This window comes from Cellulosimicrobium composti, from assembly GCF_010287905.1.
Taxonomy (GTDB): domain Bacteria; phylum Actinomycetota; class Actinomycetes; order Actinomycetales; family Cellulomonadaceae; genus Cellulosimicrobium; species Cellulosimicrobium composti.
The window spans coordinates 20,208-43,514 of sequence record NZ_JAAFAN010000017.1 but is presented as its reverse complement, the minus strand read 5'-3'; the positions used below and the strand labels follow the sequence as shown (position 1 = coordinate 43,514).

Genomic DNA, 23,307 nt, shown 5'->3' with positions numbered 1-23,307 from the left:
CGTCGCTCAGGTAGTAATCAATCAATGCTTACAGTCTGGGAGGCCTCGGCCATGTCACTCCCCTCGACCCACGTCGCGCCCGGTCGCGCGACCGTCGCGGACGCCCCGGAGCGCCGCCCGCCCGCCGCGGACACGCCCACCGCCCCGCGCGCGACGGAGCGCCGCCCGCGGCCCGTCGCGCTCGCCCTCGCCGCGGCGTCGCTGCCCATGTTCATGGCGACGCTCGACAACCTCGTCGTCACCGGGGCGCTGCCCGTGATCTCCGAGGCGCTCCGGCCGACCGTCGAGCAGCTCCAGTGGTTCGTCAACGCGTACACGCTCGCCTTCGCCACGCTCATGCTGCCCGCGGCCGCGCTCGGCGACCGCCTCGGCCGGCGCCGCGTCTTCGTCGGCGGCATCGCGCTGTTCACGCTCGCCTCGGCGGCCGCCGCCCTCGCCGACACCCCGGGCGCGCTCGTCGCGGCCCGCGCGGTCCAGGGCGCGGGCGCGGCCGCGATCTTCCCGCTGTCGCTCACCCTCCTCGTCGGGGCGGTCCCGGCCGCGCGCCGCGCGCTCGCGATCGGCGTCTGGGGCGGCGTCTCCGGCCTCGGCGTCGCCCTCGGCCCCCTCGTGGGCGGCGCCGTCGTCGAAGGGCTGAGCTGGCAGGCGATCTTCTGGCTCAACGTTCCGGTCGCGGCCGTCGGCGTGCCCCTCGTGGTCGCCGCGCTGCGCGAGTCCTTCGGCCGCCGGCAGCCGTTCGACGTGCCCGGCCTGCTCCTCGCCGGCGGCGGTGTCCTGCTCGCCGTGTGGGGCATCGTCGACGCCGAGCGGCGCGGCTGGGGCTCGGCCGCGACCCTCGCGACGCTCGCCGCCGCGGTGACGCTCCTCGTGCTCTTCGTCGTGCGGGAGTCCCGCACGGCGCACCCGCTCGTCCCGTTGCGCCTGTTCCGCTCGCGCAGCTTCAGCGCCGCCAACGTCGCGAGCCTCGCGTTCGCGGTCGGGATGTTCGGCGCGGTGTTCCTGCTCACCCAGTTCCTCCAGGTGGGCCAGGGCTACTCCCCGCTTGAGGCCGGCGTCCGGACCCTCCCCTGGACGGCCGCGCCCATGGTCGTCGCGCCGCTCGCGGGCGTGCTCGCATCCCGGGTCGGCGTGCGCCCGCTCGTCGTCACCGGCCTCGCGCTGCAGACCGTCGCGCTCGGCTGGATGGCCCTCCTCGTGGACGCCGACCCGAGCGCCTACGGCACGCTCGTCCCGGCGTTCGTCCTCGCCGGGGTCGGCATGGGCCTGACGTTCGCACCCGTCGCGACGGCGGTGCTCGCCGAGGTCGCGGACGCCGACCACGCGACCGCGAGCAGCGTCAACGCGACCCTGCGGGAGATCGGCGTCGCGCTCGGAGTCGCCCTGCTCACCGCGGTGTTCCTCGCCGCGGGCGGCGCGCTCACGCCGACCGCCTTCGCGACCGGGCTGGTCCCGGCCCTCGTCGTCGGGACCGTCGTGCTCGCCGTCGCGACCGCCGCCGCGCTCTTCCTCCCGCGGGGCGCCGGACGCTGACCGCGCCCCGGGCACGACGAAGGGCCGGTGATCGCACGCGCTGCGTGCCGCCACCGGCCCTTCGTCCGCGGTCGGCGAGGTCAGCCCTCGTCCGCCTCGTCGTCCTCCGCCGTGCGGTACGGGTCCGCGTCCCCGGCGAAGGTCTTCCCCTCGCGCAGGGCCGCGAGCTCCGCGTCGCGGCGCCGTGCCTCGACGAGCGCGGCGTCGAGGTGCGCGGCCGTCTCGGGGACCGAGTCCAGGTGGAACTCGATCGTCGGCGTCAGGCGGATCCCCGTCTGCTTGCCGACCTCGGACCGGATGAGGCCCTTCGCGCTCTCGAGCGCCGCGGCCGTCCCGGCCCGCTCCTCGTCCGAGCCGTAGACCGTGTAGAACACCGAGGCGTTCTGCAGGTCGCCCGTGACGCGCACGTCCGTCACGGTGACGAACCCGAGGCGCGGGTCCTTGATCCGCGTGTCGAGGAGCTGCGCGACGATCTCCTTGATGCGGTCGGCGAGCTTCCTCGCCCGAGGGTTGTCGACCATGTCTTCTTCCTTTCGTGCCGAGCGTTCCGGCCACCGGCGACGACGGACGCCGACGTGCCCCGGGTGGAGAGACGCCCGGGGGCGGCCACGAACCGTGACCGCCCCCGGGCGTGACGAACGTCAGGAGCGCGGCTTCTCGCGCATCTCGAACGTCTCGATCGTGTCGCCGACCTGGAGGTCGTTGAACGAGCCCAGACCGATACCGCACTCGAAGCCCTCGCGGACCTCGGTCGCGTCGTCCTTGAACCGCTTGAGCGACTCGACCGTGAGGTTGTCCCCGATGACCTTGCCGTCGCGCAGGACCCGCGCCTTGGCGTTGCGGCGGATCTCGCCCGAGCGGACGATCGACCCGGCGATGTTGCCGAACTTCGAGGAGCGGAAGATCTCGCGGATCTCCGCGGTGCCCAGCTGGGCCTCCTCGTACTCCGGCTTGAGCATGCCCTTGAGCGCGGCCTCCACGTCCTCGATCGCCTGGTAGATGATCGAGTAGAAGCGGACGTCGACGCCCTCGCGCTCGGCCAGGTCCTCGACGCGCTCGCCGTACTTCACGTTGAAGCCGATGATGATCGCGTTGTCGACCGTCGCGAGGTTGACGTCGTTCTGCGTGATGGCACCCACACCGCGGTGGATGACGCGCAGCTGGACCTCGTCGCCCACGTCGATCTTGAGCAGCGCGTCCTCGAGGGCCTCGACGGCACCGGACACGTCGCCCTTGAGGACGAGGTTGAGGGTCTCGACCTTGCCCTGCTGGAGGGCCTGCGTGAAGTCCTCGAGGCTGATGCGCTTGCGGCGCTTGGCCAGGAGGGCGGCGCGCTCGGCGGCCTCGCGCTTCTCGGCGATCTGGCGCGCGGTGCGCTCGTCGGGCGCCACGAGGAACGTGTCGCCCGCGCTCGGCACCGACGCGAGACCGAGCACGAGGACCGGACGGGCGGGGCCCGCCTCGGTCACGGCGTTGCCGTGCTCGTCGAACATCGCGCGGACGCGGCCGTGGGCCGTGCCGGCGACGATCGCGTCACCGACGTGCAGCGTGCCGGACTGGACCAGGACGGTCGCGACGGCGCCGCGGCCCTTGTCCAGGTTCGCCTCGATGGCGACACCGCGCGCGTCCTTGTCCGGGTTGGCGCGCAGGTCGAGCGAGGCGTCCGCCGTGAGCAGGACGGCCTCGAGGAGGTCGTCGATGCCCATGTTCTGCTTCGCGGACACGTCGACGAACATCGTGTCGCCGCCGTACTCCTCGGCCACCAGGTTGTACTCGGTGAGCTGCTGGCGGATCTTGGCGGGGTTGGCCCCCTCCTTGTCCACCTTGTTGACCGCGACCACGATCGGCACGTCCGCCGCCTGGGCGTGGTTGAGCGCCTCGATCGTCTGCGGCATCACGCCGTCGTCCGCGGCCACCACGAGGATCGCGATGTCCGTGACCTGGGCACCACGGGCACGCATGGCGGTGAACGCCTCGTGACCCGGGGTGTCGATGAACGTGATGGCCCGCTCGGTGCCCTCGTGCTCGTGGCGCACCTGGTACGCACCGATGTGCTGGGTGATGCCGCCGGCCTCGCCCGCGACGACGTCCGTCTGGCGGATCGCGTCGAGGAGCTTGGTCTTTCCGTGGTCGACGTGACCCATGACCGTGACGACCGGCGGACGAGCCATCAGCTCGTCGTCGCCCTCCGCCTCGAGCTCGGCGTCCAGGTCGATGTCGAAGGACCCGAGCAGCTCGCGGTCCTCCTCCTCGGCCGAGACCATCTCGATGACGTAGCCGAGCTCGGCCGCGAGGGTCCCGAAGGTGTCCTCGTCGAGCGACTGCGTCGCCGTCGCCATCTCACCGAGGTGGAACAGGACGGTCACGAGGCTCGCGGGGTTCGCGTCGATCTTGTCGGCGAAGTCGTTGAGCGAGGAGCCGTGGCGCAGGCGCACGACGGTCGAGCCGTTCCCGCGGGGAACCTGCACGCCGCCGAGCGACGGCGCCTGCATCTGCTCGAACTCCTGGCGCTTCGCGCGCTTCGACTTGCGCCCGCGGACCGGACGACCGCCGGCGCGCCCGAAGGCGCCCTGCGTGGAACCACGACCCGCGCCACCGCGGCCGCCGCCACCGGGACGACCGGCGAAGCCGCCGCCGGGGGCACCGCCACCGGGACGACCGCCAAAGCCGCCGCCACCGCCGCGACCTCCGCCGCCACCGCCCGGACGACCACCGGGAGCGGGACGCTCACCGGGGCGACCGATGGAGGTGCGGCCGGGCATCATGCCCGGGTTGGGGCGGGGGCCGCCGGGGCGCGGGGCGGGACGCGGCCCGCCCGGACGGGGACCGCCCGGACGGTCGCCGGACGCCGCCGCGGCACCCTCGGTGCGCTCGGGACGCTGGCCGGGCCGGGGCATGCCCTGGCTCGACGCGAACGGGTTGTTGCCCGGGCGCGGGGCGCCGGGACGCGGGCCGCCCTGCCGGGGCATGCCCTGGCTCGGGGCGAACGGGTTGTTGCCCGGGCGCGGCGCGCCGGGACGCGCACCCGAGCCACCGGGACGGGGCGCGGGCGCGTTCGTGCCGCCACCCGGCTTGGGGGTCGCGGTGGGCTTCTTCTGCCCCGGCGCGGGCGCGGGACGCTGCGCGGCGGGGGCCTGCGGTGCCGGGGCCTGAGAGGCCGGGGCGGCAGGGGTCGGGGCCTGCGGCTCCGCGGGACGCGGGGCGGCGGGAGCGGGAGCCGGCGCCGAGGGCGCGGCGGGCTCGGCCTTGGCCGCGGGCTTCGGGGCCGGCTTCGGCGCGGCCGGACGGGCGGGGGCGGGTGCCGCCGCGGGCTTGCTCGCGCCGCCGCCCCCGGCGGGGAAGGCGTCGCGCAGCTTGCGGACCACCGGTGGCTCGATGGTCGAGGATGCCGAGCGGACGAACTCACCGAGCTCCGTCAGCTTGGTCATGATGGTCTTGCTCTCCACCCCGAGCTCCTTCGCGAGCTCGTAGACGCGGACCTTTGCCACAACTCTCCTGTCTCGGCCCGCCCCGGACAGGGAGGACCGTCGTTAGTGCTGGGTGCTCATCGCTGGGTACTCATCGGGTGCCCATCGGCTTCTAACCCGCTTCCTTGTCGACGTGTCGTGCAGTGCGGTCCCGCGGGACGGGACCGTGACGCATGGCTCAGCCGTGCTCCTCCGCCTGCGCCTCGATCACGGTGCGGACCGCGGCGAGGTCGAGGGGCCCCGCGACGCGCAGGGCCCGCGGGACGGCCCGCCGGCGTTCCGCCGCCTCGAGGCACCGGGTCGACGCGTGGAGCCACGCACCGCGACCCGGCAGCGACCGCCCGGCGTCCACCACGAGCCGCGGCTCGTCGGTGCTCGCGCCGGACCGGTCGAGGACCAGACGGAGAAGAGCTGACCGCAGGTCGCGCTCCCGGCATCCGACGCACGTGCGGACAGGACCCGGGCCCGTCGGGACGGGGCGGGTCGTGGTGTCCGGGGGCATGGTCGAGGTGCGGGCGCGCGGCCCGGTCGATGACAGTCTACCGCGCCGACCCGTCATCCGTGACCGTTCCACGCCCGGCGACTACCGGTCGGCAGTGCGAGGACCTGCGGGAGCGGCCCCGTCCGACCCCTCGGCCGGCGCGCCGCCCTCGTCCGAGCGGATGTCGATGCGCCAGCCCGTGAGCTTGGCGGCGAGGCGGGCGTTCTGCCCCTCCTTGCCGATCGCGAGCGAGAGCTGGAAGTCCGGGACGACGACGCGCGCGGCGCGAGCCGCCTCGTCGACGACCGTGACGGAGGACACACGCGCCGGGGACAGCGCGTTGGCCACGAACTGGGCCGGGTCGTCGCTGTGGTCGACGATGTCGATCTTCTCCCCGTGCAGCTCGGCCATGACGGCCCGCACGCGGGAGCCCATCGGACCGATGCACGCACCCTTGGCCCCCAGGCCCGGGACGCGCGACCGCACCGCGACCTTGGTGCGGTGGCCCGCCTCGCGGGCGATCGCGGTGATCTCGACCGATCCGTCCGCGACCTCGGGCACCTCGAGCTCGAAGAGCTTGCGCACGAGGTTCGGGTGCGTCCGGCTCAACGTGATCTGCGCGCCCTTCATTCCCCGCGCGACCTCGAGCACGTACGCGCGCAGACGCTCGCCGTGCACGTACTCCTCGGTCGGCACCTGCTCGTGGGGCGGGAGCACGGCCTCCGTGCCGCCGACGTCGACGAGCACGACGCGCGGGTCGCGCCCCTGCTGGATGACGCCCGCGAGGACCTCGCCCTCCTTGCCGCGGAACGTGCCGAGGATCTGGTCGTCCTCCGCGTCGCGCAGTCGCTGCACGATGACCTGACGCGCCGTCGACGTGGCGATCCGGCCGAAGTCGGCCGGGGTGTGGTCGAACTCGGGACCGTACTCGACCGGGCCGCGCGGCGCGTCGGGGTCGTCGGACTCGGGCGCGGGCAGCTCCTCGCGCGCCCACACCGTCACGTGCCCCGTCTTGCGGTCGAGCTCGACGCGCGCGCGGGTGTACGCGTCCGGGGTCCGGTGGTAGGCCGACAGCAGGGCCTGCTCGATCGCGGCGACCAGGACGTCGAGGCTGATGTCCCTCTCGCGCTCCAGCAGGCGCAGCGCGCTCATGTCCACGTCCATCGTCAGGCCTCCTCGTCGTGGGCGGTCGTGTCGTCGGTCGAGGCGTCGTCCGCGTCGTCGAGCCCGGGCAGGTCGGCCTCGAGCGCACGCTTGAGCTCGACCTCCACGTGGCCACGGACGACGTCCGCCAGGGGCACGACGCGCTCCGTCACGACCCCGCGCTTGCCGGGGACGTCCAGGTGCAGCTCGGTCTCGACCGGGGAGCCGGACCGCAGGCGCCCCTCGACCGTGCCGCCGTCGGCGAGCACGAGGCGCACGAGACGGCCGCGCGCGCGCCGGAAGTGGCGCGGCTCGGTGAGCGGGCGGTCGGTGCCGGGCGTGGAGACCTCGAGCGTGTACGCACCGTGGAGCCGGTCGACCGCGTCGAGCGCGGTCGAGATCGGGCGCGTCGCCTCGGCCACGGTGTCGAGGTCGAGGTTGCCCTCGACGTCGTCCGGGAGGTCGAGGACGACCCGCACCACCGACCGCGCGCCGGCGCGCGACACCGCGACGTCCTCGAGGTGGAGTCCTGCGTCGCGGACCGCGGGCTCGACGGCCTCGCGGACGCTCTCGCGGAGCGCGTGCGTCGCCGCGTCGCCTCCTGATGCCTTGCCGGGCTGACCGCCCGCCTGCCCTGCCATCACTCAGCTCCTGTCCGTGTCCCACGCCGGGTACCCAGACGACCGGTGTGTTGTTGTCGCGGTTCTCCCGGCGATCCGCTCGCCGGGACGTTCGACCGGGGACCAGCCTAACGACTCGCAGGCCCCGAACGTGACATCATCGCCCCCGATGACTCCCCACGCGACCCCGGACGACGCCGCGGCACGGCCCCGACGGCCCCGCGCGGCCCGCACGAGCCGCCGGGCGCACGCCGTCGTGCCGGTGCTCGCGGCGGTCCTCGCGACGAGCGTCCTGGCGGCCGGGTGCGGCGTCCGCCTCGAGACGCCGCCGCCCGCCGAGCCCTCCCCCGACGCGGTCGAGACGGCGCGCGCGGGCGCCGTGGACGACGCGCTCGCGGTCGCCGGTCTCGTGGCGGACGTCACGCCGCTCGTCACCGACCCGGCGGCCCTGGAGGTGCTCGAGCAGGCGTCCACGTTCGCGACGCAGCACGCCGACGCGCTCGGCGGCGTCTACGACTCGGGCCTGGGCGACCTCCTCGACCCCGACGACGGCGCGTCGGAGGGTGCGGACGGCGCACCGGACGAGCCCGCGCCGGAGGAGGCCGCGACCGATGGCGTCACGACAGGCGACGTCGCGACCGACGACGTGGTCGCGGCGCTCGTCGACGCCGCGCAGCGCGCCGGCGCCTCGGCCGACGTCGTGCCCGACGCCGGGCTCGCGCGCCTCCTCGCGTCCGTCGCCGCGTCCGAGCACCTCACGGCGCAGCGGCTCGCCGCGGTCACCGGCTCGACCGTCCCGGACGCCGCGGTCCCGCCCGCGCCCGTCGTCGAGGACGCGCCGGCGGGGGTCGGCGCCGCGGACCTCGCGACGCTCGTCGAGAGCGAGGACGCCGCCGGGTACGGCTACGAGGTGCGCGCGGCCCAGACCGACGGGGACGTGCGCACCGCCGCCGTCGCGCGCGCGGCCGAGCACCGGGCGCGCGCCCAGGCGTGGGCGGTGGTCGCGGGCACCGACGGGACCGCGCAGGACCCGCGGCGCGTCGCCTACGCGCTCCCCGACGACCAGGACGCCGCCGCGCTCGCGCGTCAGGTCGAGTCCGACCTCGCGCAGGCGTACGCGAGCCTCGTCGCCACCGCCGCCGCGTCGTCACGGTCCGCCGCGGTCGCGCTCCTCGCGGAGACGTGGGCGAGCGCGGTCGCGTGGGGCGCCGAGCCCGTCGCGTTCCCCGGGCTCCCGGAGCGGGCCGCGGGCTGACGCCCGCAGGTGCCGCCGCAGGACCGACACCACGACGACGCCGACGCCGACACGGGTGATGCCACCAAGGTGACGCCACGAGGGTGACGCGATGTGGGTGACGCCGCGGCGCGGGAGGACCGGCGCACCGGTCCCCCCGCGGCGCGTCAGCCGAGCAGCTCGGCCACGCGGGCCGTGACGTGCTCGACGGCGTCCGCGACGGGCACCTGGACCGACTCGCCCGCGCGCGGGCGGACCTCGACGACGCCGTCGGCGAGGCCGCGGCCCACGACGAGCAGGAGCGGCACGCCGAGCAGCTCGGCGTCCTTGAACTTCACGCCGGGCGAGACCTTGGGACGGTCGTCGTAGACGACCTCGACGCCCCGGGCCGTGAGCTCGGTCGCGAGGCGCTCGGCCTCCTCGAACACGCTCGCGTCCTTGCCCGTGGCGAGCACGTGCACGTGCGCCGGCGCGACGTGCGCGGGCCACGCGAGCCCGGCGTCGTCGTGGTTGGCCTCCGCGAGCGCCGCGAGCACGCGCGTGACGCCGATGCCGTACGAGCCCATGGTCACGACGACCTGCTTGCCGTTCTCGTCGAGCACGGTGAGGCCGAGCGCCTGGGCGTACTTGCGCCCGAGCGCGAAGATGTGGCCGATCTCGATGCCTCGCGCGAGCTCGAGCGGGCCCGACCCGTCGGGCGCGGGGTCGCCCGCGCGCACCTCGGCGGCCTCGACGGTGCCGTCGGCGGCGAAGTCCCGCTCGGCCACGAGGTCGAACACGTGCTTGCCGGGCTCGTTCGCTCCGGTGATCCAGCGCGTGCCCGCGACGACGCGCGGGTCGAGGAGGTAGCGCACCGAGTGCCGCTCGGGCACCTCGCCCTCGGCGACGGTCGCGTCCGCGGGGGCCTCGCGGCGCGCGTTCGGGCCGAGGACCTGCGGGCCGATGTAGCCCTTGACGAGCTCGGGGTGCGCGGCGAAGTCGGCGTCCGTGGCGGGCTCGACCTCGGCGGGCTCGAACGCCGCGCCGACGCGCTTGAGGTCCACCTCGCGGTCGCCGGGCAGCCCGACGACGACGACCTCGCGGCGGCCGTCGGGGTGCGTGAGCGCGAGCACGACGTTCTTCAGCGTGTCCGCCGCCGTCCACGCGCGGTCGGGGCGCGGGAAGCGCGCGTTCGCGAGCGCGACGAGCGACTCGATCGTCGGGGTGTCGGGCGTGTCCTCGACGTGCGCGGCCGGGGCGTCGGCGTAGTCGACGTCCTCGGGGACGGGCGTGACGACCGCCTCGACGTTCGCCGCGTACCCGCCCGGCGAGCGCACGAACGTGTCCTCGCCGATCGCGGTCGGGGTGAGGAACTCCTCCGAGCGCGAGCCGCCCATGGCGCCGGACGTCGCGGCGACGATCACGTACTCGAGACCGAGCCGGTCGAAGATGCGCCGGTACGCCGCGCGCTGCGCCTCGTACGAGCGCTCGAGGCCCTCGTCCGTCGTGTCGAACGAGTAGGCGTCCTTCATGACGAACTCGCGGCCGCGGATGAGGCCCGCCCGCGGGCGCGCCTCGTCGCGGTACTTGGTCTGGATCTGGTAGATCGTCAGCGGCAGGTCCTTGTACGACGAGTACAGGTCCTTGACGAGGAGCGTGAACATCTCCTCGTGCGTGGGCGCGAGGAGGTAGTCGGCCTCCTTGCGGTCCTTGAGCCGGAAGATGTTGGGGCCGTACTCCGTCCAGCGGCCCGTCGCCTCGTACGGCTCCTTGGGCAGCAGCGCCGGGAAGTGCACCTCCTGCGCGCCCGCGGCCGCCATCTCCTCGCGGACCACGTCCTCGACCTTGCGCAGCACGCGCAGGCCGAGCGGGAGCCAGGTGTAGATGCCGGGGGCGGCACGACGGATGTAGCCCGCCCGCACGAGGAGCTTGTGGCTCGCGACCTCGGCGTCGGCCGGGTCCTCGCGCAGCGTCCGGACGAACAGGGTGGACAGGCGCAGGAGGTCGGCGCCCCGGACACGGGTGGAGCCCGCGGCGGGCGCGCCGGACGTGACGGAAGACATGCGCCCCACCCTACCGGCGGGGAGGATGTCCCCATGCCCGAGCTGCCCGAGGTCGAGGCCCTCGTCCGGTTCCTCGACGACCGCGCGACCGGCCGCACCGTCGTCGCCGCGGACGTCGCGCAGATCGCCGCGCTCAAGACGTTCGACCCGCCGATGACGGCGCTCGTCGGCCGGGTCGTCGCGGGGGCGCGACGGCACGGCAAGTGGCTCGACCTGGTGCTCGCGCAGCCTCCGGGCGGCCCGGCGACCACGGGGCCCGACGCCGAGCTCCACCTCGTGTTCCACCTCGCCCGGGCCGGGTGGCTGCGCTGGTCGGAGAAAGCCCCGACGACGCCGGTGCGCCCGCGTCTCGGCGGGGGCGGCGGCGGCAAGGCCGCGGTGCTCGCGCTGCGCGTGCGGTTCGACGACGGGTCGGGCTTCGACCTCACGGAGGCGGGGACGCGCAAGCGTCTCGCCGTCCACGTGGTACGTCGGCCCGAGGAGGTGCGCGCCGTCGAGACGCTGGGGATCGAGCCGCTCGACGCGGGCTTCACGCCCGAGGCCCTCGGCGCGCTCATGGCCGCGCGCAACCAGCAGGTCAAGGGGCTGCTGCGCGACCAGTCGTCGATCGCGGGGATCGGCAACGCCTACTCCGACGAGATCCTCCACGCGGCCCGGACGAGCCCGTTCAAGCTGACGCGCTCGTTCACGGCCGACGAGGTCGCGCGCGTGCACGCCGCCGTGGGCGAGGTGCTCGCCGAGGCGGTCGCGGCGTCGTCGGGCAAGCCGGCCGCCGAGCTCAAGGACGCCAAGCGTGCGGGGATGCGCGTGCACGGACGCACGGGGCTGCCGTGCCCCGTGTGCGGGGACACGGTGCGCGAGGTGAGCTTCGCCGACCGCAGCCTGCAGTACTGCGCGACGTGCCAGACGGGCGGGCAGGTCCTCGCCGACCGCCGGATGTCGCGCCTGCTCAAGTGAGGCCGGGCGCGGGCGCCGGACTCAGAACAGCACGGTCGCGTACGTGCCGACCTGCTCGAACCCGACCCGCCGGTACGCGGCGAGAGCGCGCGCGTTGTAGTCGTTGACGTAGAGCGAGACGACGGGCGGGCGGTGCCCGGCCGCGCCGTCCCCGTGCGCCTCGCGCGCGAGCCGCACGACGGCGGCCATCCCGGGCGCCGCGAGGCCCTGGCCGCGGTACCGCGGGTCGACCCACACGCCCTGCACCTGCGCGACGAGCGGCGTCACCGCGCCGAGCTCTGCCTTGAACACGACGTGCGGCGCGCCCTCGCGCTCCCCCGCCGTCCGGACGAACGAGCGGCCGGCGAGCACGAGCGAGCGCACGCGCTCCTCGTACGCGCGCCCTCCGCCCTCGACGGGCGAGTAGCCGACCTCCTCGGTGAACATCGCCACGCACGCCGGGAGCACGATCGGCACCTCCGCCGGGACGGAGCGGCGCACGCCCGGGTCCGGCGCGACGTCCGGCTCGCGGTCGATCGCGAGCGACGGCTGGTTCGCGCGGATCTCGCGCGGGCTCGGCCAGTGCGGGGCGAGCAGGTCCCACAGCGCGAGCACCGCGTCCCGCTCCCCCACGACCGAGGACGAGCGCCGCCCCGCGTGGCGCGCGAGCTCGGCGAACGCCGTGACCGCCGCGTCGGCGCGTGACGCGTCGAGGGTCCGGGGCACCACGGGGACGAGGTTCGCGCCCGCCCAGCACACGGCCTCGAGCGGCCCAACCGCGGGGAAGCCCCACGCCTGGCCGCCCGCGGCGTGCAGGCCCGCACGCTGGGCGACGACGAGCCGTGCCGCCGCGAGCGTCGACGCGACCGGGTCGCCCGCGCACACCGCGAGCGCCTCCGGGACGTCCGCGTCGAGGAGGACGCGCGCCCGCGCGTCGGGCCCGGTGCGCGCCCGTGGCCGCAACGCCGGGACGGACGGACGCCAGCGGGCCACGGGGACGTCAGCCGACCGTGACGACCGGGGGTCCGGCCTGGGCGTCGTTCTCCGGCGTCATGGTCTCCGCGATGCGCAGCGCCTCCTCGATGAGCGTCTCGACGATCAGCGACTCGGGCACCGTCTTGACGACCTCGCCCTTGACGAAGATCTGGCCCTTGCCGTTGCCCGACGCGACGCCGAGGTCGGCCTCGCGGGCCTCGCCCGGGCCGTTGACGACGCAGCCCATGACGGCGACGCGCAGCGGCACCTCCATGCCCTCCAGGCCGGCGGTGACCTTCTCCGCGAGCGTGTAGACGTCCACCTGGGCGCGGCCGCACGAGGGGCACGAGACGATCTCGAGCTTGCGCGGGCGCAGGTTGAGCGCCTGGAGGATCTGGTTGCCGACCTTGACCTCCTCGACCGGCGGGGCCGAGAGGGAGACGCGGATCGTGTCGCCGATGCCCTTGCTCAGCAGCGCGCCGAACGCCGTCGCGGACTTGATCGTGCCCTGGAACGCCGGGCCCGCCTCGGTCACGCCGAGGTGCAGGGGCCAGTCGCCCGCCTCGGCGAGCAGCTCGTACGCGCGCACCATGACGACCGGGTCGTTGTGCTTGACCGAGATCTTGAAGTCGTGGAAGTCGTGCTCCTCGAAGAGCGACGCCTCCCACACGGCCGACTCGACGAGCGCCTCGGGCGTCGCCTTGCCGTACTTCGCGAGCAGGCGCGGGTCGAGCGAGCCGGCGTTGACGCCGATGCGCAGCGACACACCGGCGTCGGAGGCGGCCTTGGCGATCTCCTTGACCTGGTCGTCGAACTTGCGGATGTTGCCCGGGTTCACGCGCACCGCGGCGCAGCCCGCGTCGATCGCGGCGAACACGTACTTGGGCTGGAAGTGGATGTCCGCGATGACGGGGATCTGCGACTTCTTCGCGATCGCCGGCAGCGCGAGCGCGTCGTCCGCGCTCGGCACGGCCACGCGCACGATGTCGCAGCCCGACGCGGTGAGCTCCGCGATCTGCTGGAGCGTCGCGTTGATGTCCGTCGTCGGGGTCGTCGTCATGGACTGGACGCTGATCGGTGCGTCGCCGCCGACCTCGACCTTGCCGACCTTGATCTTGCGACTGGCACGTCGCGGCGCGAGGACCGGCGGAGGGGCGGCAGGCATTCCGAGGTTGATGGGTACGCTCACGCCCCTAGTATCCCCCGCCGGGCGTCCGACGCCGCACGTCGGGGGTGTCCGGGACGTCACCTTCCCGCCGGGTCCGGCACATCTTCGCGGACCCTCCACGCGCGAGACGCCGGGCGCGCGCACGCCGACGGCGGTCGGCGGCGCTAGGTGAGCCGTATCGGGTTCAGGACGTCGGCGAGGATGAGCACCGCCCCGACCCCGAGCAGGACGAAGAACATCACGTACGCGACCGGCATCATCCGGGCGACGTCCGCGGGACCCGGGCGCGGGAGCCCCCGCACCCGGGCGACGGTGCGCTTGGCCCCCTCGTAGAGCGCGTTCACCACGTGCCCGCCGTCGAGCGGCAGGAGCGGGATGAGGTTGAACACGAAGAGCGCGACGTTGAGCGCGGCGAGCAGCGAGAGGAACCCCGCGACCTGCGTCACCACGGCGTTGTCGCTGTCGGCGATCGCGACGGCGATCTGCCCGACCCCGACGATGCTCACGACGCCGTTCGGGTCCCGCTCGCCCCCGCCGAACGCGGCGGACGCGGCGTCGGCGACCTTGACGGGGAGGGTCGCGATGATGCCGACGGTGCCGCTGACCTGCTGCCACGTCAGCTTGAGCGCGGGGCCGACGCCGGCCGACCGGCGCTCCGCGGTCGGCGTGAACCCGACGTACCCCGCGGGCTCCGTGACGGGCTCGCCCGCGGCGTCGACCACGAGGGTGCCGTCCGCCGCGACCACCTGCCGCGCGACGGGGACCGGCGTCATGGTGAGCTCGACCCGCTGCCCGTCGCGCTCCACCACGACGGGCACGGTCTCGTCGGCGGCCCCCTGGATCGCCCCCGACAGCTCGTCCCACGAGTCGACCGGGACGCCGTCGAACGCGACGATCGTGTCGCCCGCCTCGAGGCCGGCGGCGGCCGCCGGCGACTGCGGGTCGGTCGCGCCGCACTCGCTCTGCTCCGCCGTGACGGCCGCGGGGACGCACGGCGTGACGTTGCCGACCGTCGTCGTCACCGTCGGCACGCCGATGCCCACGGCGACGACGAGCGTGAGCACCACGGCGACGAGGAGGTTCATGACGGGGCCGCCGAGCATGACGACGACCTTCTTGGGCGCGGAGAGGTTGTAGAACGCCCGGTGCTCCTCGCCGGGGCGGATCTCCTCCGTGCTCGCGTCCCGCGCGTCGGCGACGACCTGCGAGAAGAAGCCGTTCCGTCGTGGACGCGCTCCGGCCGGTGCGGGCGGGTACATGCCGACGAGCCGCACGTAGCCGCCGAGCGGGACCGCCTTGAGGCCGTACTCCGTCTCGCCCTTCGTGCGAGACCACAGCGTCGGGCCGAACCCGACCATGTACTGGCTCACCCGGACGCCGAACCGCTTCGCGGGCACCATGTGGCCGATCTCGTGCAGGCCGATGGAGACCACCAGGCCCACCACGAAGACGGCGATGCCGATCACCCAAGCCATACGGTCCTCACTCGGTCGTTCTCGTCGTCGGTCGCCGCCCGACCGCGCTCAGCGGCGGTCCAGCAGCTCGTTCGCGCGGGCGCGCGCCCACGCCTCGGCGTCCGCCACGTGGTCCAACGTCACGGCGTCCGCGGGGGTTCCGTCGTGCGCCGCGAGCACGCGGTCCACGGTCGCCACGATGTCACCGAAACCTGCGCGTCCGCTGAGGAACGCGGCGACGGCCTCCTCGTTCGCCGCGTTGTACACGGCGGGGTGCGTCGCGCTCGCCGCGACGGCCGCCCGCGCGAGCCCCACGGCCGGGAACGCCGCGTCGTCGAGCGGCTCGAACGTCCACGACGTGGCCGCCGACCAGTCGCACGGCGGGGTCACGGGGTCGAGCCGGTCGGGCCACGAGAGGCCGAGGGCGATGGGCAGGCGCATGTCCGGCGGCGACGCCTGCGCGATCGTGGAGCCGTCGACGAACTCGACCATGGAGTGCACCACGGACTGCGGGTGCACGACGACCGTGATGTCGTCGGCCGGGACGTCGAACAGCAGGTGCGCCTCGATGAGCTCGAGGCCCTTGTTCATGAGGCTCGCGGAGTTCACCGTGACGACCGGGCCCATCGCCCACGTGGGGTGCGCGAGGGCCTGGTCGACGGTCGCGGACTTCACGGCGTCGGCGTCCCAGCCGCGGAACGGGCCGCCCGACGCGGTGAGGATCAGCCGTCGCACCTCCGCGCGCGTGCCGGACCGCAGGCACTGGGCGATCGCCGAGTGCTCGGAGTCCACGGGCACGATCTGGTCGGGGCGCTGCTGCGCGGCGCGCACGAGCGCGCCCCCGGCCACGAGCGACTCCTTGTTCGCGAGCGCGAGCGTCGAGCCGGCGCGCAGGGCCGCGAGCGTCGGGCCGAGGCCGACGGACCCCGTGACGCCGTTGAGCACGACGTCGCTCCCCCGGCCCGCGAGGTCGGCGGCCGCGTCCGGACCGGCGAGCACCTCGGGGACGTCGCCGCCCGCGGACGCGGCGGCCAGGGCCGCGACGAGGGCGTCGGCCCGGGCCGGGTCCGCCACGCCGACGGCGCGCGCGCCCGTCTCGACGGCCTGACGTGCCAGCAGGTCCACGTCGCCGCCCCCCGCGGAGAGCGCGTCGACGCGGAACCGGTCCGGGTGCCGGCGGACGACGTCGATCGCCTGGGTGCCGATCGAGCCCGTCGAGCCGAGGATCGTCACGGTGCGGGAAGTGCTGCGCGGGGTGGAGTCGGGCATGGGCCCATCCTCCCAGGACCTCGGGGCGCGCGCGGACGTCCCGGCCGCCCGAGCGTCGGTCAGCACGCCGGTCAGCGCGCCGTCCACGCGAGCGTCCAGCGGAAGAAGAGCCGGCGCCGCAGGCGCGCGCCGGGCAGGACCGCGCGCGCGACGCGCGCGATCTCGTCGACCGTGTGCTCCGGGTCGCGCACCGGCATGCCGCGCGTCCACGGCACGGTCTCGCCCGGGCGGGCACGCCGCGGGTGACGGACGAGGCCGACGAGGGGGTTGAGAACGGCCGAGACGAGGTCGACCGCGAGGTCGCGACCGGTCCGGACCCGCGCCAGGCCGACGACGAGCAGCCGGCCGCCCGGGGCGAGGAGGTCCCGGGCGTGCCGGAGCGCCGGCTCGAGCTCGAGGTGGTGCAGGACGGCGACCATCGTCACCGCGTCGTACGCGTCGGGCGCGGCGCGCCCGGGCTCGGGCCCGCGGACGTCGCCCGGTCCCCGGACGTCGCCGATCCTCGCCAGCCGCACCGTCACGTGCGGGTCGCCGGCGTGCCGCGCCGTCGCGGCGGCGACCATGCCCGGGTCGGCGTCGACGCCGTGCACCTCCGCCGCGCGCCCGCGCAGCGCGCCGACGAGCGCGCCCGCGCCGCACCCGACGTCGAGCACGACCCGTGCGCCGCGCGGCACCCGGCGCACGACCCAGCGGTGGAAGTGCGCGTTGTGGTCCCACGGGTGCCGGGCGTTGACCGCGGCCAGCCACGCGGCGGCGCGCCGGACGAGACGGTGCGACGACGTCCGGGGGTCGAGGGTCACGGTCGGGCCGTCACTCGACGCCGAGCAGCACCTCGATCGCGCGGGCGAAGAACGCGTCGACGGGGCCCTCCGCGTAGCCGTCGCGACCACGCGCGCGACCGAACGTCGCGGAGCGGATCTCCGCCGCGGTGATCGGCACCTGCCGGTCGAAGTAGGCGACGAGCCGGTCGCACAGGTCGTCGACGTCGTCGATGTCGTACGCGGGCTTGCCCCGCTCGGCGAGCGCGAACTTCTCGCCGTCCGGGCGTCCGAGCCGGCCGTAGAGCGTGCGCGCCCGCTCGGCGAGCGCGTTCATCCACGCCTGCTGCCCGTGCGCGGCCACGTACTCGGCGCGCTGGCGCGCGATGAACGCGCCCTCGAGACGGTCGAGCGCGGCGTCGACCTCGTGCGTGTCGTACCCGCCGCGGACCAGGTCGAAGACCGACGCCTGGATGTCGGTGCTGGTCAGACGGTCCGCCACGCGACCCTCGTACACGTCGCGCGCGTGCTCGAAGAACTCGTCGACCTCCTCGGGGTCGTACCCGTTCCGGGTCCTCGAGACCGTGGTGAACAGCGAACTCACTCGTCCTCCTCTGCAGCGAGCTGCCCGCAGGCGCCGTCGATGTCACTGCCGCGGGTGTCACGGATCGTCGTCGGGATCCCGTGCCCGCGCAATCGTGCCACGAACTCCGCCTCGACGGCAGGGTCGCTGGCCGTCCAGATCGAGCCCGGGGTGGGGTTGAGCGGGATCGGGTTGACGTGCACCCAGCCGCGACCGCGCGCGTTGAGCTTCTCGCCGAGCAGGTCCGCGCGCCACGCGTGGTCGTTCATGTCCTTGATGAGCGCGTACTCGATGCTCACGCGGCGCCCGGTCACCTCGAAGTAGTGCCGCGCCGCGTCGAGCGCCTCGTCGACGCTCCACCGCGTGTTGATCGGCACGAGCTCGCCGCGCAGGTCGTCGTCCGGGGCGTGCAGCGACAGCGCGAGCGTCACGGGGATGCCCTCGTCGGCGAGCTTGCGCATCGCCGGGACGAGGCCGACCGTCGAGACGGTGATGTTGCGCGCGGACATCCCCAGGCCGTCCGGCGCCGGCGCGACGAGGCGCCGCACGGTGCCCATGACGGCCTTGTAGTTCGCGAGCGGCTCGCCCATGCCCATGAACACGAGGTTGTTCAGGCGCGCCGGGCCACCGGGGATCTCACCGTCGGCGAGCGAGCGGGCCGCCGCGCGCACCTGCTCGACGATCTCCGCCACGGAGAGGTTGCGCGTGAGGCCGAGCTGGCCGGTCGCGCAGAACGGGCACGCCATGCCGCAGCCCGCCTGGCTCGACACGCACAGGGTCGTGCGCTGCGGGTAGCGCATGAGCACCGACTCGACCTTGGCGCCGTCGAACAGGTGCCACAGCGTCTTGACGGTCGTGCCGCCGTCGGCCTCCATGCGGCGCGCGGCGGTGAGCAGCGGCGGGAACAGCGCCTCCGCCAGCAGGTCCCGCGTCGCCTTCGGCAGATCCGTCATCGCCTCGGGGTCGCGCGTGAGGTGCGCGTAGTAGTGCGTCGCGAGCTGCTTGGCACGGAACGGCTTCTCGCCGAGCTCGACGACGGCGTCCCGCACCTCCTCGGGCGCGAGGTCGGCGAAGTGGCGCGGCGGCTTGCCGCGCCGCGGCGCGGACATGACGAGCGGGAGCGGCTTCGACTCCGCGGAGGGGCGGACGGAACGGACGGTCATGAGGAGGTCCAAGCGTGGGGGGTGTCGCGGACAGGGCGCCCGCGGGAGATCAGACGGCCAGCGCGAGCAGGACGTACACGAACGGGGCGGTGAGGAGCATGGAGTCCAGCCGGTCCAGGATGCCTCCGTGGCCGGGCAGGAGCGACCCCATGTCCTTCAATTCTAGGTCCCGCTTGATCATGGACTCCGCGAGGTCGCCCACGGTGGCCGTCAGGGGGGCCAGGACGCCGAGCGCCACGCCGATGAGAGGGCTCGCGCCGAGGCCCACGACCGCGCCGACGACGCCGACAGCGGTCGCGAGGACGAACGACCCCGCGAGACCCTCCCAGGACTTCTTGGGGCTCACCGAGGGCGCGAGCGGGTGCCGGCCGAACAGCACGCCCGCGACGTACCCGCCGACGTCGTTCGCGACGGCGAGGAGGATGAAAAGCAGCACGCGCACGCGCCCGTCCGGGGCGGCGAGCATGAGCATGACGAAGCCCGCCATGAACGGCAGGTAGGCCGCGGCGAACGTGGCCGCCGCGGCGTCGCGCACCGCGGCCGTGCCGGACCCGTCGATCACGCGCCACACCACGGCGCCCGCGACCGTGAGCATGAAGGAGACGAGCAGCGCCTCGGGCCCCGAGTAGTACGACGACACGAGGATGCCGACCGTGCCGACGAGCAGCGGCAGGAGCGGCAGGTGCAGCTCCCGCCGCCGGAAGGCCTGGGCCAGCTCCCACAGCGCAGCCCCGACGGCGACGGTCGCGAGCAGCACGAAGAACTCGGGCCGGAACGCGAGGCTCGCGCCGACGAGCGCGAGCAGGCCGAGGCCCACCGCGATCGCCACAGGGAGGTTGCGGCCCGCCTTGGGGGCGCGCGCCGCGGAGGTGCTGTCGCCGGCGGCCGTCGGGGAGGTGTCTGTCATCGGTGCGTGGAAGAGGTCGCCGACGAGGCGCTCAGACCTCGAGCAGCTCGCTCTCCTTGCCCGCGAGGAGCGCGTCGACCTGCTCGACGTGCGCCTTCGTCAGGGCCTCGAGCTCCTTCTCCGCACGACCGACCTCGTCCTCGCCGGCCTCGCCGTCGCGCGCGATGCGGTCCAGCTCCTCCTTGGCGCGGCGGCGGACGTTGCGGATCGAGACGCGCGAGTCCTCGGCCTTCGCCTTCGCGAGCTTGACGAAGTCGCGACGGCGCTCCTCGGTGAGGGCGGGCAGCACGACGCGGATGACGTTGCCGTCGTTCGAGGGGTTCACGCCCAGGTCCGAGTCGCGCAGCGACTTCTCGACGGCCGTGATCGAGCTCTTGTCGAACGGCGAGACGAGGATCGTGCGCGCCTCCGTCACCGTGAACGACGCGAGCTGCTGCAGCGGCGTCGGGGCGCCGTAGTAGTCGACCGTGATCTTGTTGAACATCGCGGCGTTCGCACGGCCCGTGCGGATCGCGGCGAAGTCCTCCTTGGCCACCTCGACGGCCTTGTCCATCTTCTCCTCGGCCTCGAGGAGGGTCTCGTCGATCACCAGTGCTCCTTCGTCGTTCGTCGTGGTCGGTCGTGTCCGTCGGGCGAACCGGCGTCAGTCGGTCGTGACCAGTGTGCCAATATTCTCGCCGACCAGGGCACGCGTGACGTTCCCCGGCTCGTTCATGCCGAACACGCGCATGCGCACGTCGTTGTCACGGCACAGGCTCAGCGCCGTCGCGTCCATGACCGCGAGGTCGTTGACGAGGGCGTCGGTGTACGTGAGGTGGTCGAGCTTCGTGGCGGACGGGTCCGTGCGCGGGTCGGCGGTGTAGACCCCGTCGACGCCGTTCTTGCCCATGAGGACCTCCTGGCAGTGCGTCTCGAGGGCGCGCTGCACGGAGACGGTGTCCGTCGAGAAGTAGGGCATCCCGGCGCCCGCGCCGAAGATCACGACGCGACCCTTCTCGAGATGGCGGATCGCCCGCAGCGGGATGTACGGCTCGGCGACCTGACCCATCGTGATGGCGGTCTGCACGCGCGTCTTCACCCCCGCCTGCTCCAGGAAGTCCTGCAGCGCGAGGCAGTTCATGACCGTGCCGAGCATGCCCATGTAGTCGGCACGGGCGCGGTCGAGGCCGCGCTGGGAGAGCTCCGCGCCGCGGAAGAAGTTGCCGCCGCCGACGACGATGGCGACCTGGACGCCCTGGGCGACCGCGTCCGCGATCTCCCGGGCGACGCGCTGGACGACGTCGGGCGCGAGACCGATCTGCCCGCCGCCGAACGTCTCGCCCGAGAGCTTGAGGAGCACGCGCCGGTGCGCGGTACCCGTCTCGGGCGTGGTCTGCTCGCCTGCCGTCACTGTCGACACCTGTCCTTCGTCCTGGGCCCGGTGGGGCGGTCATCCTGCTCCGACGTCGCCCACCCGATGGTGCGCCACGACGGCGGTCGTCGCGCGCCCGGGCCACCCCCGGGTGCGCGGTCGGCCCGGCCCCGTCGTCGAGGGACGACGCGGCCGGGCCGACGGAGGCGTCAGGCGCCGACGCGGTACCGCACGAACTCGGTGATGGTGCCGCCGGCCTCGGAGACGACCTGGCCGACCGTCTTCTTCGGGTCCTTCGCGAGCGGCTGGTCCACGAGGACGACGTCCTTGAAGAAGCCGTTGAGACGACCCTCGACGATCTTCGGGAGCGCGGCCTCGGGCTTGCCCTCGTTGCGCGAGGTCTCCTCGGCGATGCGGCGCTCGTTCTCGACCGTCTCGGCCGGCACCTCGTCGCGCGACAGGTACGTCGGGGACATCGCGGCGACGTGCTGCGCGACGTCCTTCGCGACGGCCTCGCCCGCGGCGTCGGTCGCGACGACCACGCCGATCGACGGCGGCAGGTCGCGCGCCGTGCGGTGCAGGTAGGCGGTGACGCGCTCGCCCGCGACGCGGGTCACGCGGCGCAGGACGATCTTCTCGCCGAGCGTCGCAGCCTGGTTGTCGATGACCTCCTGGACGGTCTCGCCGTCCGCGTCCGCGGCGAGCGCCGCGTCCGCGTCGCGCGCACCGGCGTCGGCCGCGGCCTTGAGCACGCGGTCCGCGAGGGAGATGAACGTCTCGTTCTTCGCGACGAAGTCCGTCTCGGAGTTGAGCTCGATGAGCGTCGCGACCTGGCCGCCCTCGGTGTCGCGGATGTCGACCGCGACGAGGCCCTCGGAGGTCGAGCGGCCCTCGCGCTTGGCGACGCCCTTCAGACCCTTGACGCGGATGATCTCGAGCGCCTTCTCCGCGTCGCCGTCCGCCTCGTCGAGAGCCTTCTTGACGTCGAGCATGCCGGCGCCGGTGCGCTCGCGCAGGGCCTTGATGTCAGCGGCGGTGTAGTTCGCCATGGTGGTTCCTCACTCGTGGTTCGTCACGGGTACGTCGTCACAAGGGACGTGCTGGTGGGGGCACCGCTGCGGTGCCCGGAGACGGGACGGCACGGGGTGCGCGGCGGTCCCCCACCGCGCACCCCGGGGCGTCACTTGGTCTCGTCGGCCTCGGCGTCGGCGACGACGGCCTCGGCGTCGGCGACGACCGCGGCCTCGGCGGCGGCCTCCTCGACGACCTCGGCGGCGGCGTCAGCGGGCTCCTCGGCGGCGACCTCGGCCACGCCCTCGGCCGCAGCGGCCTCGACGTTCGCCTCGGCGGCCTTCTCGTCGGCCGCGAGCTGCTGCTCGGCACCGGCGAGGAGCTCGCGCTCCCACTCGGCCAGCGGCTCGGCGGACGCGCCCGACTCGGCCTCGGCGCCCGAGCGGCCGGAGTGGCGCTGGAGCAGGCCCTCGGCGGCGGCGTCCGCGATCACGCGCGTGAGCAGCGTGACCGAGCGGATGGCGTCGTCGTTGCCCGGGATCTTGTAGTCCACGACGTCGGGGTCGCAGTTGGTGTCGAGGATCGCGACGATCGGGATGCCGAGCTTGCGCGCCTCGTCGACCGCGAGGTGCTCCTTGTTCGTGTCGACGATCCACACGGCGGAGGGGACCTTCGCCATGTCGCGGATGCCGCCGAGCGTGCGGGCGAGCTTGTCCTTCTCGCGACGCAGGACGAGGAGCTCCTTCTTGGTCAGACCGGAGCCGGCGACGTCGTCGAAGTCGATCTCCTCGAGCTCCTTGAGGCGCTGGAGACGCTTGTGCACCGTGGTGAAGTTCGTGAGCATGCCGCCGAGCCAGCGGTGGTTCACGTAGGGCATCCCGACGCGCGCGGCCTGCTCGGCCACGGGCTCCTGGGCCTGCTTCTTGGTGCCGACGAAGAGGATGGAGCCGCCGTGCGCGACGGTCTCCTTGACGAACTCGTACGCGCGGTCGATGTACGACAGCGACTGCTGGAGGTCGACGATGTAGATGCCGTTGCGCTCGGTGAAGATGAAGCGCTTCATCTTCGGGTTCCAACGGCGGGTCTGGTGCCCGAAGTGGACACCGCTCTCGAGGAGCTGGCGCATGGTCACAACGGCCATGACACGTCCTTTCACCGTGCGGCCCGGGATCCACCCGGTGCGCGCACGCTTCTGGCGGCCCCTCCGCAAGGACG

At 74.2% G+C, this 23,307-nt stretch carries 21 protein-coding genes; 3 read left to right on the top strand and 18 right to left on the bottom strand.

Annotation, left to right across the window (positions count from 1 at the left end; translation table 11 throughout):
* Positions 1 to 51: 51 nt before the first annotated feature.
* Positions 52 to 1,530, top strand: a complete 1,479-nt coding sequence (locus GYH36_RS07105) for an MFS transporter (RefSeq protein ID WP_162289490.1) — start codon at positions 52 to 54, stop codon at positions 1,528 to 1,530.
* Between the two features lie 80 nt (positions 1,531 to 1,610).
* Here the strand turns inward: GYH36_RS07105 and rbfA are convergent, their stop codons facing one another.
* From rbfA to rimP, 5 genes are all read right to left on the bottom strand, one after another.
* Positions 1,611 to 2,051: a 30S ribosome-binding factor RbfA gene (rbfA, locus tag GYH36_RS07100; RefSeq protein WP_024840550.1), complete on the bottom strand. Its 441-nt coding sequence runs from the start codon at positions 2,049 to 2,051 to the stop codon at positions 1,611 to 1,613.
* Between the two features lie 120 nt (positions 2,052 to 2,171).
* Positions 2,172 to 5,018 (bottom strand): translation initiation factor IF-2, encoded by a 2,847-nt coding sequence (gene infB / locus GYH36_RS07095; RefSeq protein ID WP_115942372.1) that lies wholly within the window; start codon positions 5,016 to 5,018, stop codon positions 2,172 to 2,174.
* A gap of 157 nt (positions 5,019 to 5,175) precedes the next feature.
* Positions 5,176 to 5,499, bottom strand: a complete 324-nt coding sequence (locus GYH36_RS07090) for a YlxR family protein (protein ID WP_225873320.1) — start codon at positions 5,497 to 5,499, stop codon at positions 5,176 to 5,178.
* Between the two features lie 81 nt (positions 5,500 to 5,580).
* A complete protein-coding gene (nusA, locus tag GYH36_RS07085) occupies positions 5,581 to 6,642 on the bottom strand; it encodes a transcription termination factor NusA (protein WP_115942370.1) in 1,062 nt (353 codons plus the stop codon).
* Between the two features lie 2 nt (positions 6,643 to 6,644).
* The gene (gene rimP, locus GYH36_RS07080; protein WP_115942369.1) at positions 6,645 to 7,262 is read right to left on the bottom strand and encodes a ribosome maturation factor RimP; all 618 of its coding nucleotides are present in this window, start codon (positions 7,260 to 7,262) and stop codon (positions 6,645 to 6,647) included.
* Between the two features lie 148 nt (positions 7,263 to 7,410).
* Between rimP and GYH36_RS07075 the strand changes: the two genes are divergently transcribed.
* Positions 7,411 to 8,496 carry a DUF4439 domain-containing protein gene (locus GYH36_RS07075; RefSeq protein ID WP_115942368.1) on the top strand — a complete coding sequence of 362 codons (1,086 nt, stop codon included), beginning with the start codon at positions 7,411 to 7,413 and terminating at the stop codon, positions 8,494 to 8,496.
* Between the two features lie 146 nt (positions 8,497 to 8,642).
* Here GYH36_RS07075 and GYH36_RS07070 read toward each other — a convergent pair whose 3' ends face one another.
* Positions 8,643 to 10,517: a proline--tRNA ligase gene (locus GYH36_RS07070; RefSeq protein ID WP_162289489.1), complete on the bottom strand. Its 1,875-nt coding sequence runs from the start codon at positions 10,515 to 10,517 to the stop codon at positions 8,643 to 8,645.
* Between the two features lie 33 nt (positions 10,518 to 10,550).
* Between GYH36_RS07070 and GYH36_RS07065 the strand changes: the two genes are divergently transcribed.
* Positions 10,551 to 11,474: an Fpg/Nei family DNA glycosylase gene (locus tag GYH36_RS07065; protein WP_162289488.1), complete on the top strand. Its 924-nt coding sequence runs from the start codon at positions 10,551 to 10,553 to the stop codon at positions 11,472 to 11,474.
* A gap of 21 nt (positions 11,475 to 11,495) precedes the next feature.
* On the opposite strand, the gene GYH36_RS07060 is transcribed toward GYH36_RS07065, so the two are convergent.
* The 12 genes from GYH36_RS07060 to rpsB all read right to left on the bottom strand — a co-directional run bounded on the left by GYH36_RS07060 (position 11,496) and on the right by rpsB (position 23,233).
* Entirely contained in the window at positions 11,496 to 12,446 is a 951-nt protein-coding gene (locus GYH36_RS07060) for a GNAT family N-acetyltransferase (protein WP_162289487.1), read from the bottom strand.
* Between the two features lie 7 nt (positions 12,447 to 12,453).
* Positions 12,454 to 13,593, bottom strand: coding sequence for a flavodoxin-dependent (E)-4-hydroxy-3-methylbut-2-enyl-diphosphate synthase (gene ispG, locus GYH36_RS07055; protein WP_179151508.1), 1,140 nt, complete (start codon positions 13,591 to 13,593; stop codon positions 12,454 to 12,456).
* 167 nt (positions 13,594 to 13,760) lie between these two features.
* Positions 13,761 to 15,071 carry a M50 family metallopeptidase gene (locus GYH36_RS07050; RefSeq protein WP_162289486.1) on the bottom strand — a complete coding sequence of 437 codons (1,311 nt, stop codon included), beginning with the start codon at positions 15,069 to 15,071 and terminating at the stop codon, positions 13,761 to 13,763.
* Between the two features lie 48 nt (positions 15,072 to 15,119).
* Positions 15,120 to 16,319 (bottom strand): 1-deoxy-D-xylulose-5-phosphate reductoisomerase, encoded by a 1,200-nt coding sequence (gene dxr, locus GYH36_RS07045; protein ID WP_115943613.1) that lies wholly within the window; start codon positions 16,317 to 16,319, stop codon positions 15,120 to 15,122.
* Positions 16,320 to 16,390: 71 nt separating this feature from the next.
* Positions 16,391 to 17,119, bottom strand: a complete 729-nt coding sequence (locus tag GYH36_RS07040) for a class I SAM-dependent methyltransferase (RefSeq protein ID WP_312028537.1) — start codon at positions 17,117 to 17,119, stop codon at positions 16,391 to 16,393.
* A 10-nt stretch (positions 17,120 to 17,129) separates the two neighbouring features.
* A complete protein-coding gene (locus GYH36_RS07035) occupies positions 17,130 to 17,681 on the bottom strand; it encodes a DivIVA domain-containing protein (protein ID WP_024840537.1) in 552 nt (183 codons plus the stop codon).
* Positions 17,678 to 18,823 (bottom strand): dual-specificity RNA methyltransferase RlmN, encoded by a 1,146-nt coding sequence (gene rlmN, locus GYH36_RS07030; protein ID WP_115942364.1) that lies wholly within the window; start codon positions 18,821 to 18,823, stop codon positions 17,678 to 17,680. The genes GYH36_RS07035 and rlmN overlap by 4 nt, the downstream gene beginning before the upstream one ends.
* Before the next feature lie 49 nt (positions 18,824 to 18,872).
* Positions 18,873 to 19,730: a phosphatidate cytidylyltransferase gene (locus tag GYH36_RS07025; RefSeq protein ID WP_024840535.1), complete on the bottom strand. Its 858-nt coding sequence runs from the start codon at positions 19,728 to 19,730 to the stop codon at positions 18,873 to 18,875.
* Positions 19,731 to 19,761: 31 nt separating this feature from the next.
* Entirely contained in the window at positions 19,762 to 20,319 is a 558-nt protein-coding gene (gene frr / locus GYH36_RS07020) for a ribosome recycling factor (protein ID WP_024840534.1), read from the bottom strand.
* 54 nt (positions 20,320 to 20,373) lie between these two features.
* Positions 20,374 to 21,120, bottom strand: a complete 747-nt coding sequence (gene pyrH / locus GYH36_RS07015) for a UMP kinase (RefSeq protein WP_376739809.1) — start codon at positions 21,118 to 21,120, stop codon at positions 20,374 to 20,376.
* Positions 21,121 to 21,290: 170 nt separating this feature from the next.
* The gene (gene tsf / locus GYH36_RS07010) at positions 21,291 to 22,130 is read right to left on the bottom strand and encodes a translation elongation factor Ts (protein WP_024840532.1); all 840 of its coding nucleotides are present in this window, start codon (positions 22,128 to 22,130) and stop codon (positions 21,291 to 21,293) included.
* A 131-nt stretch (positions 22,131 to 22,261) separates the two neighbouring features.
* On the bottom strand, positions 22,262 to 23,233 hold the full coding sequence (gene rpsB, locus GYH36_RS07005; RefSeq protein ID WP_162289485.1) for a 30S ribosomal protein S2: 972 nt from the start codon (positions 23,231 to 23,233) through the stop codon (positions 22,262 to 22,264).
* Between the last annotated feature and the right edge of the window lie 74 nt (positions 23,234 to 23,307).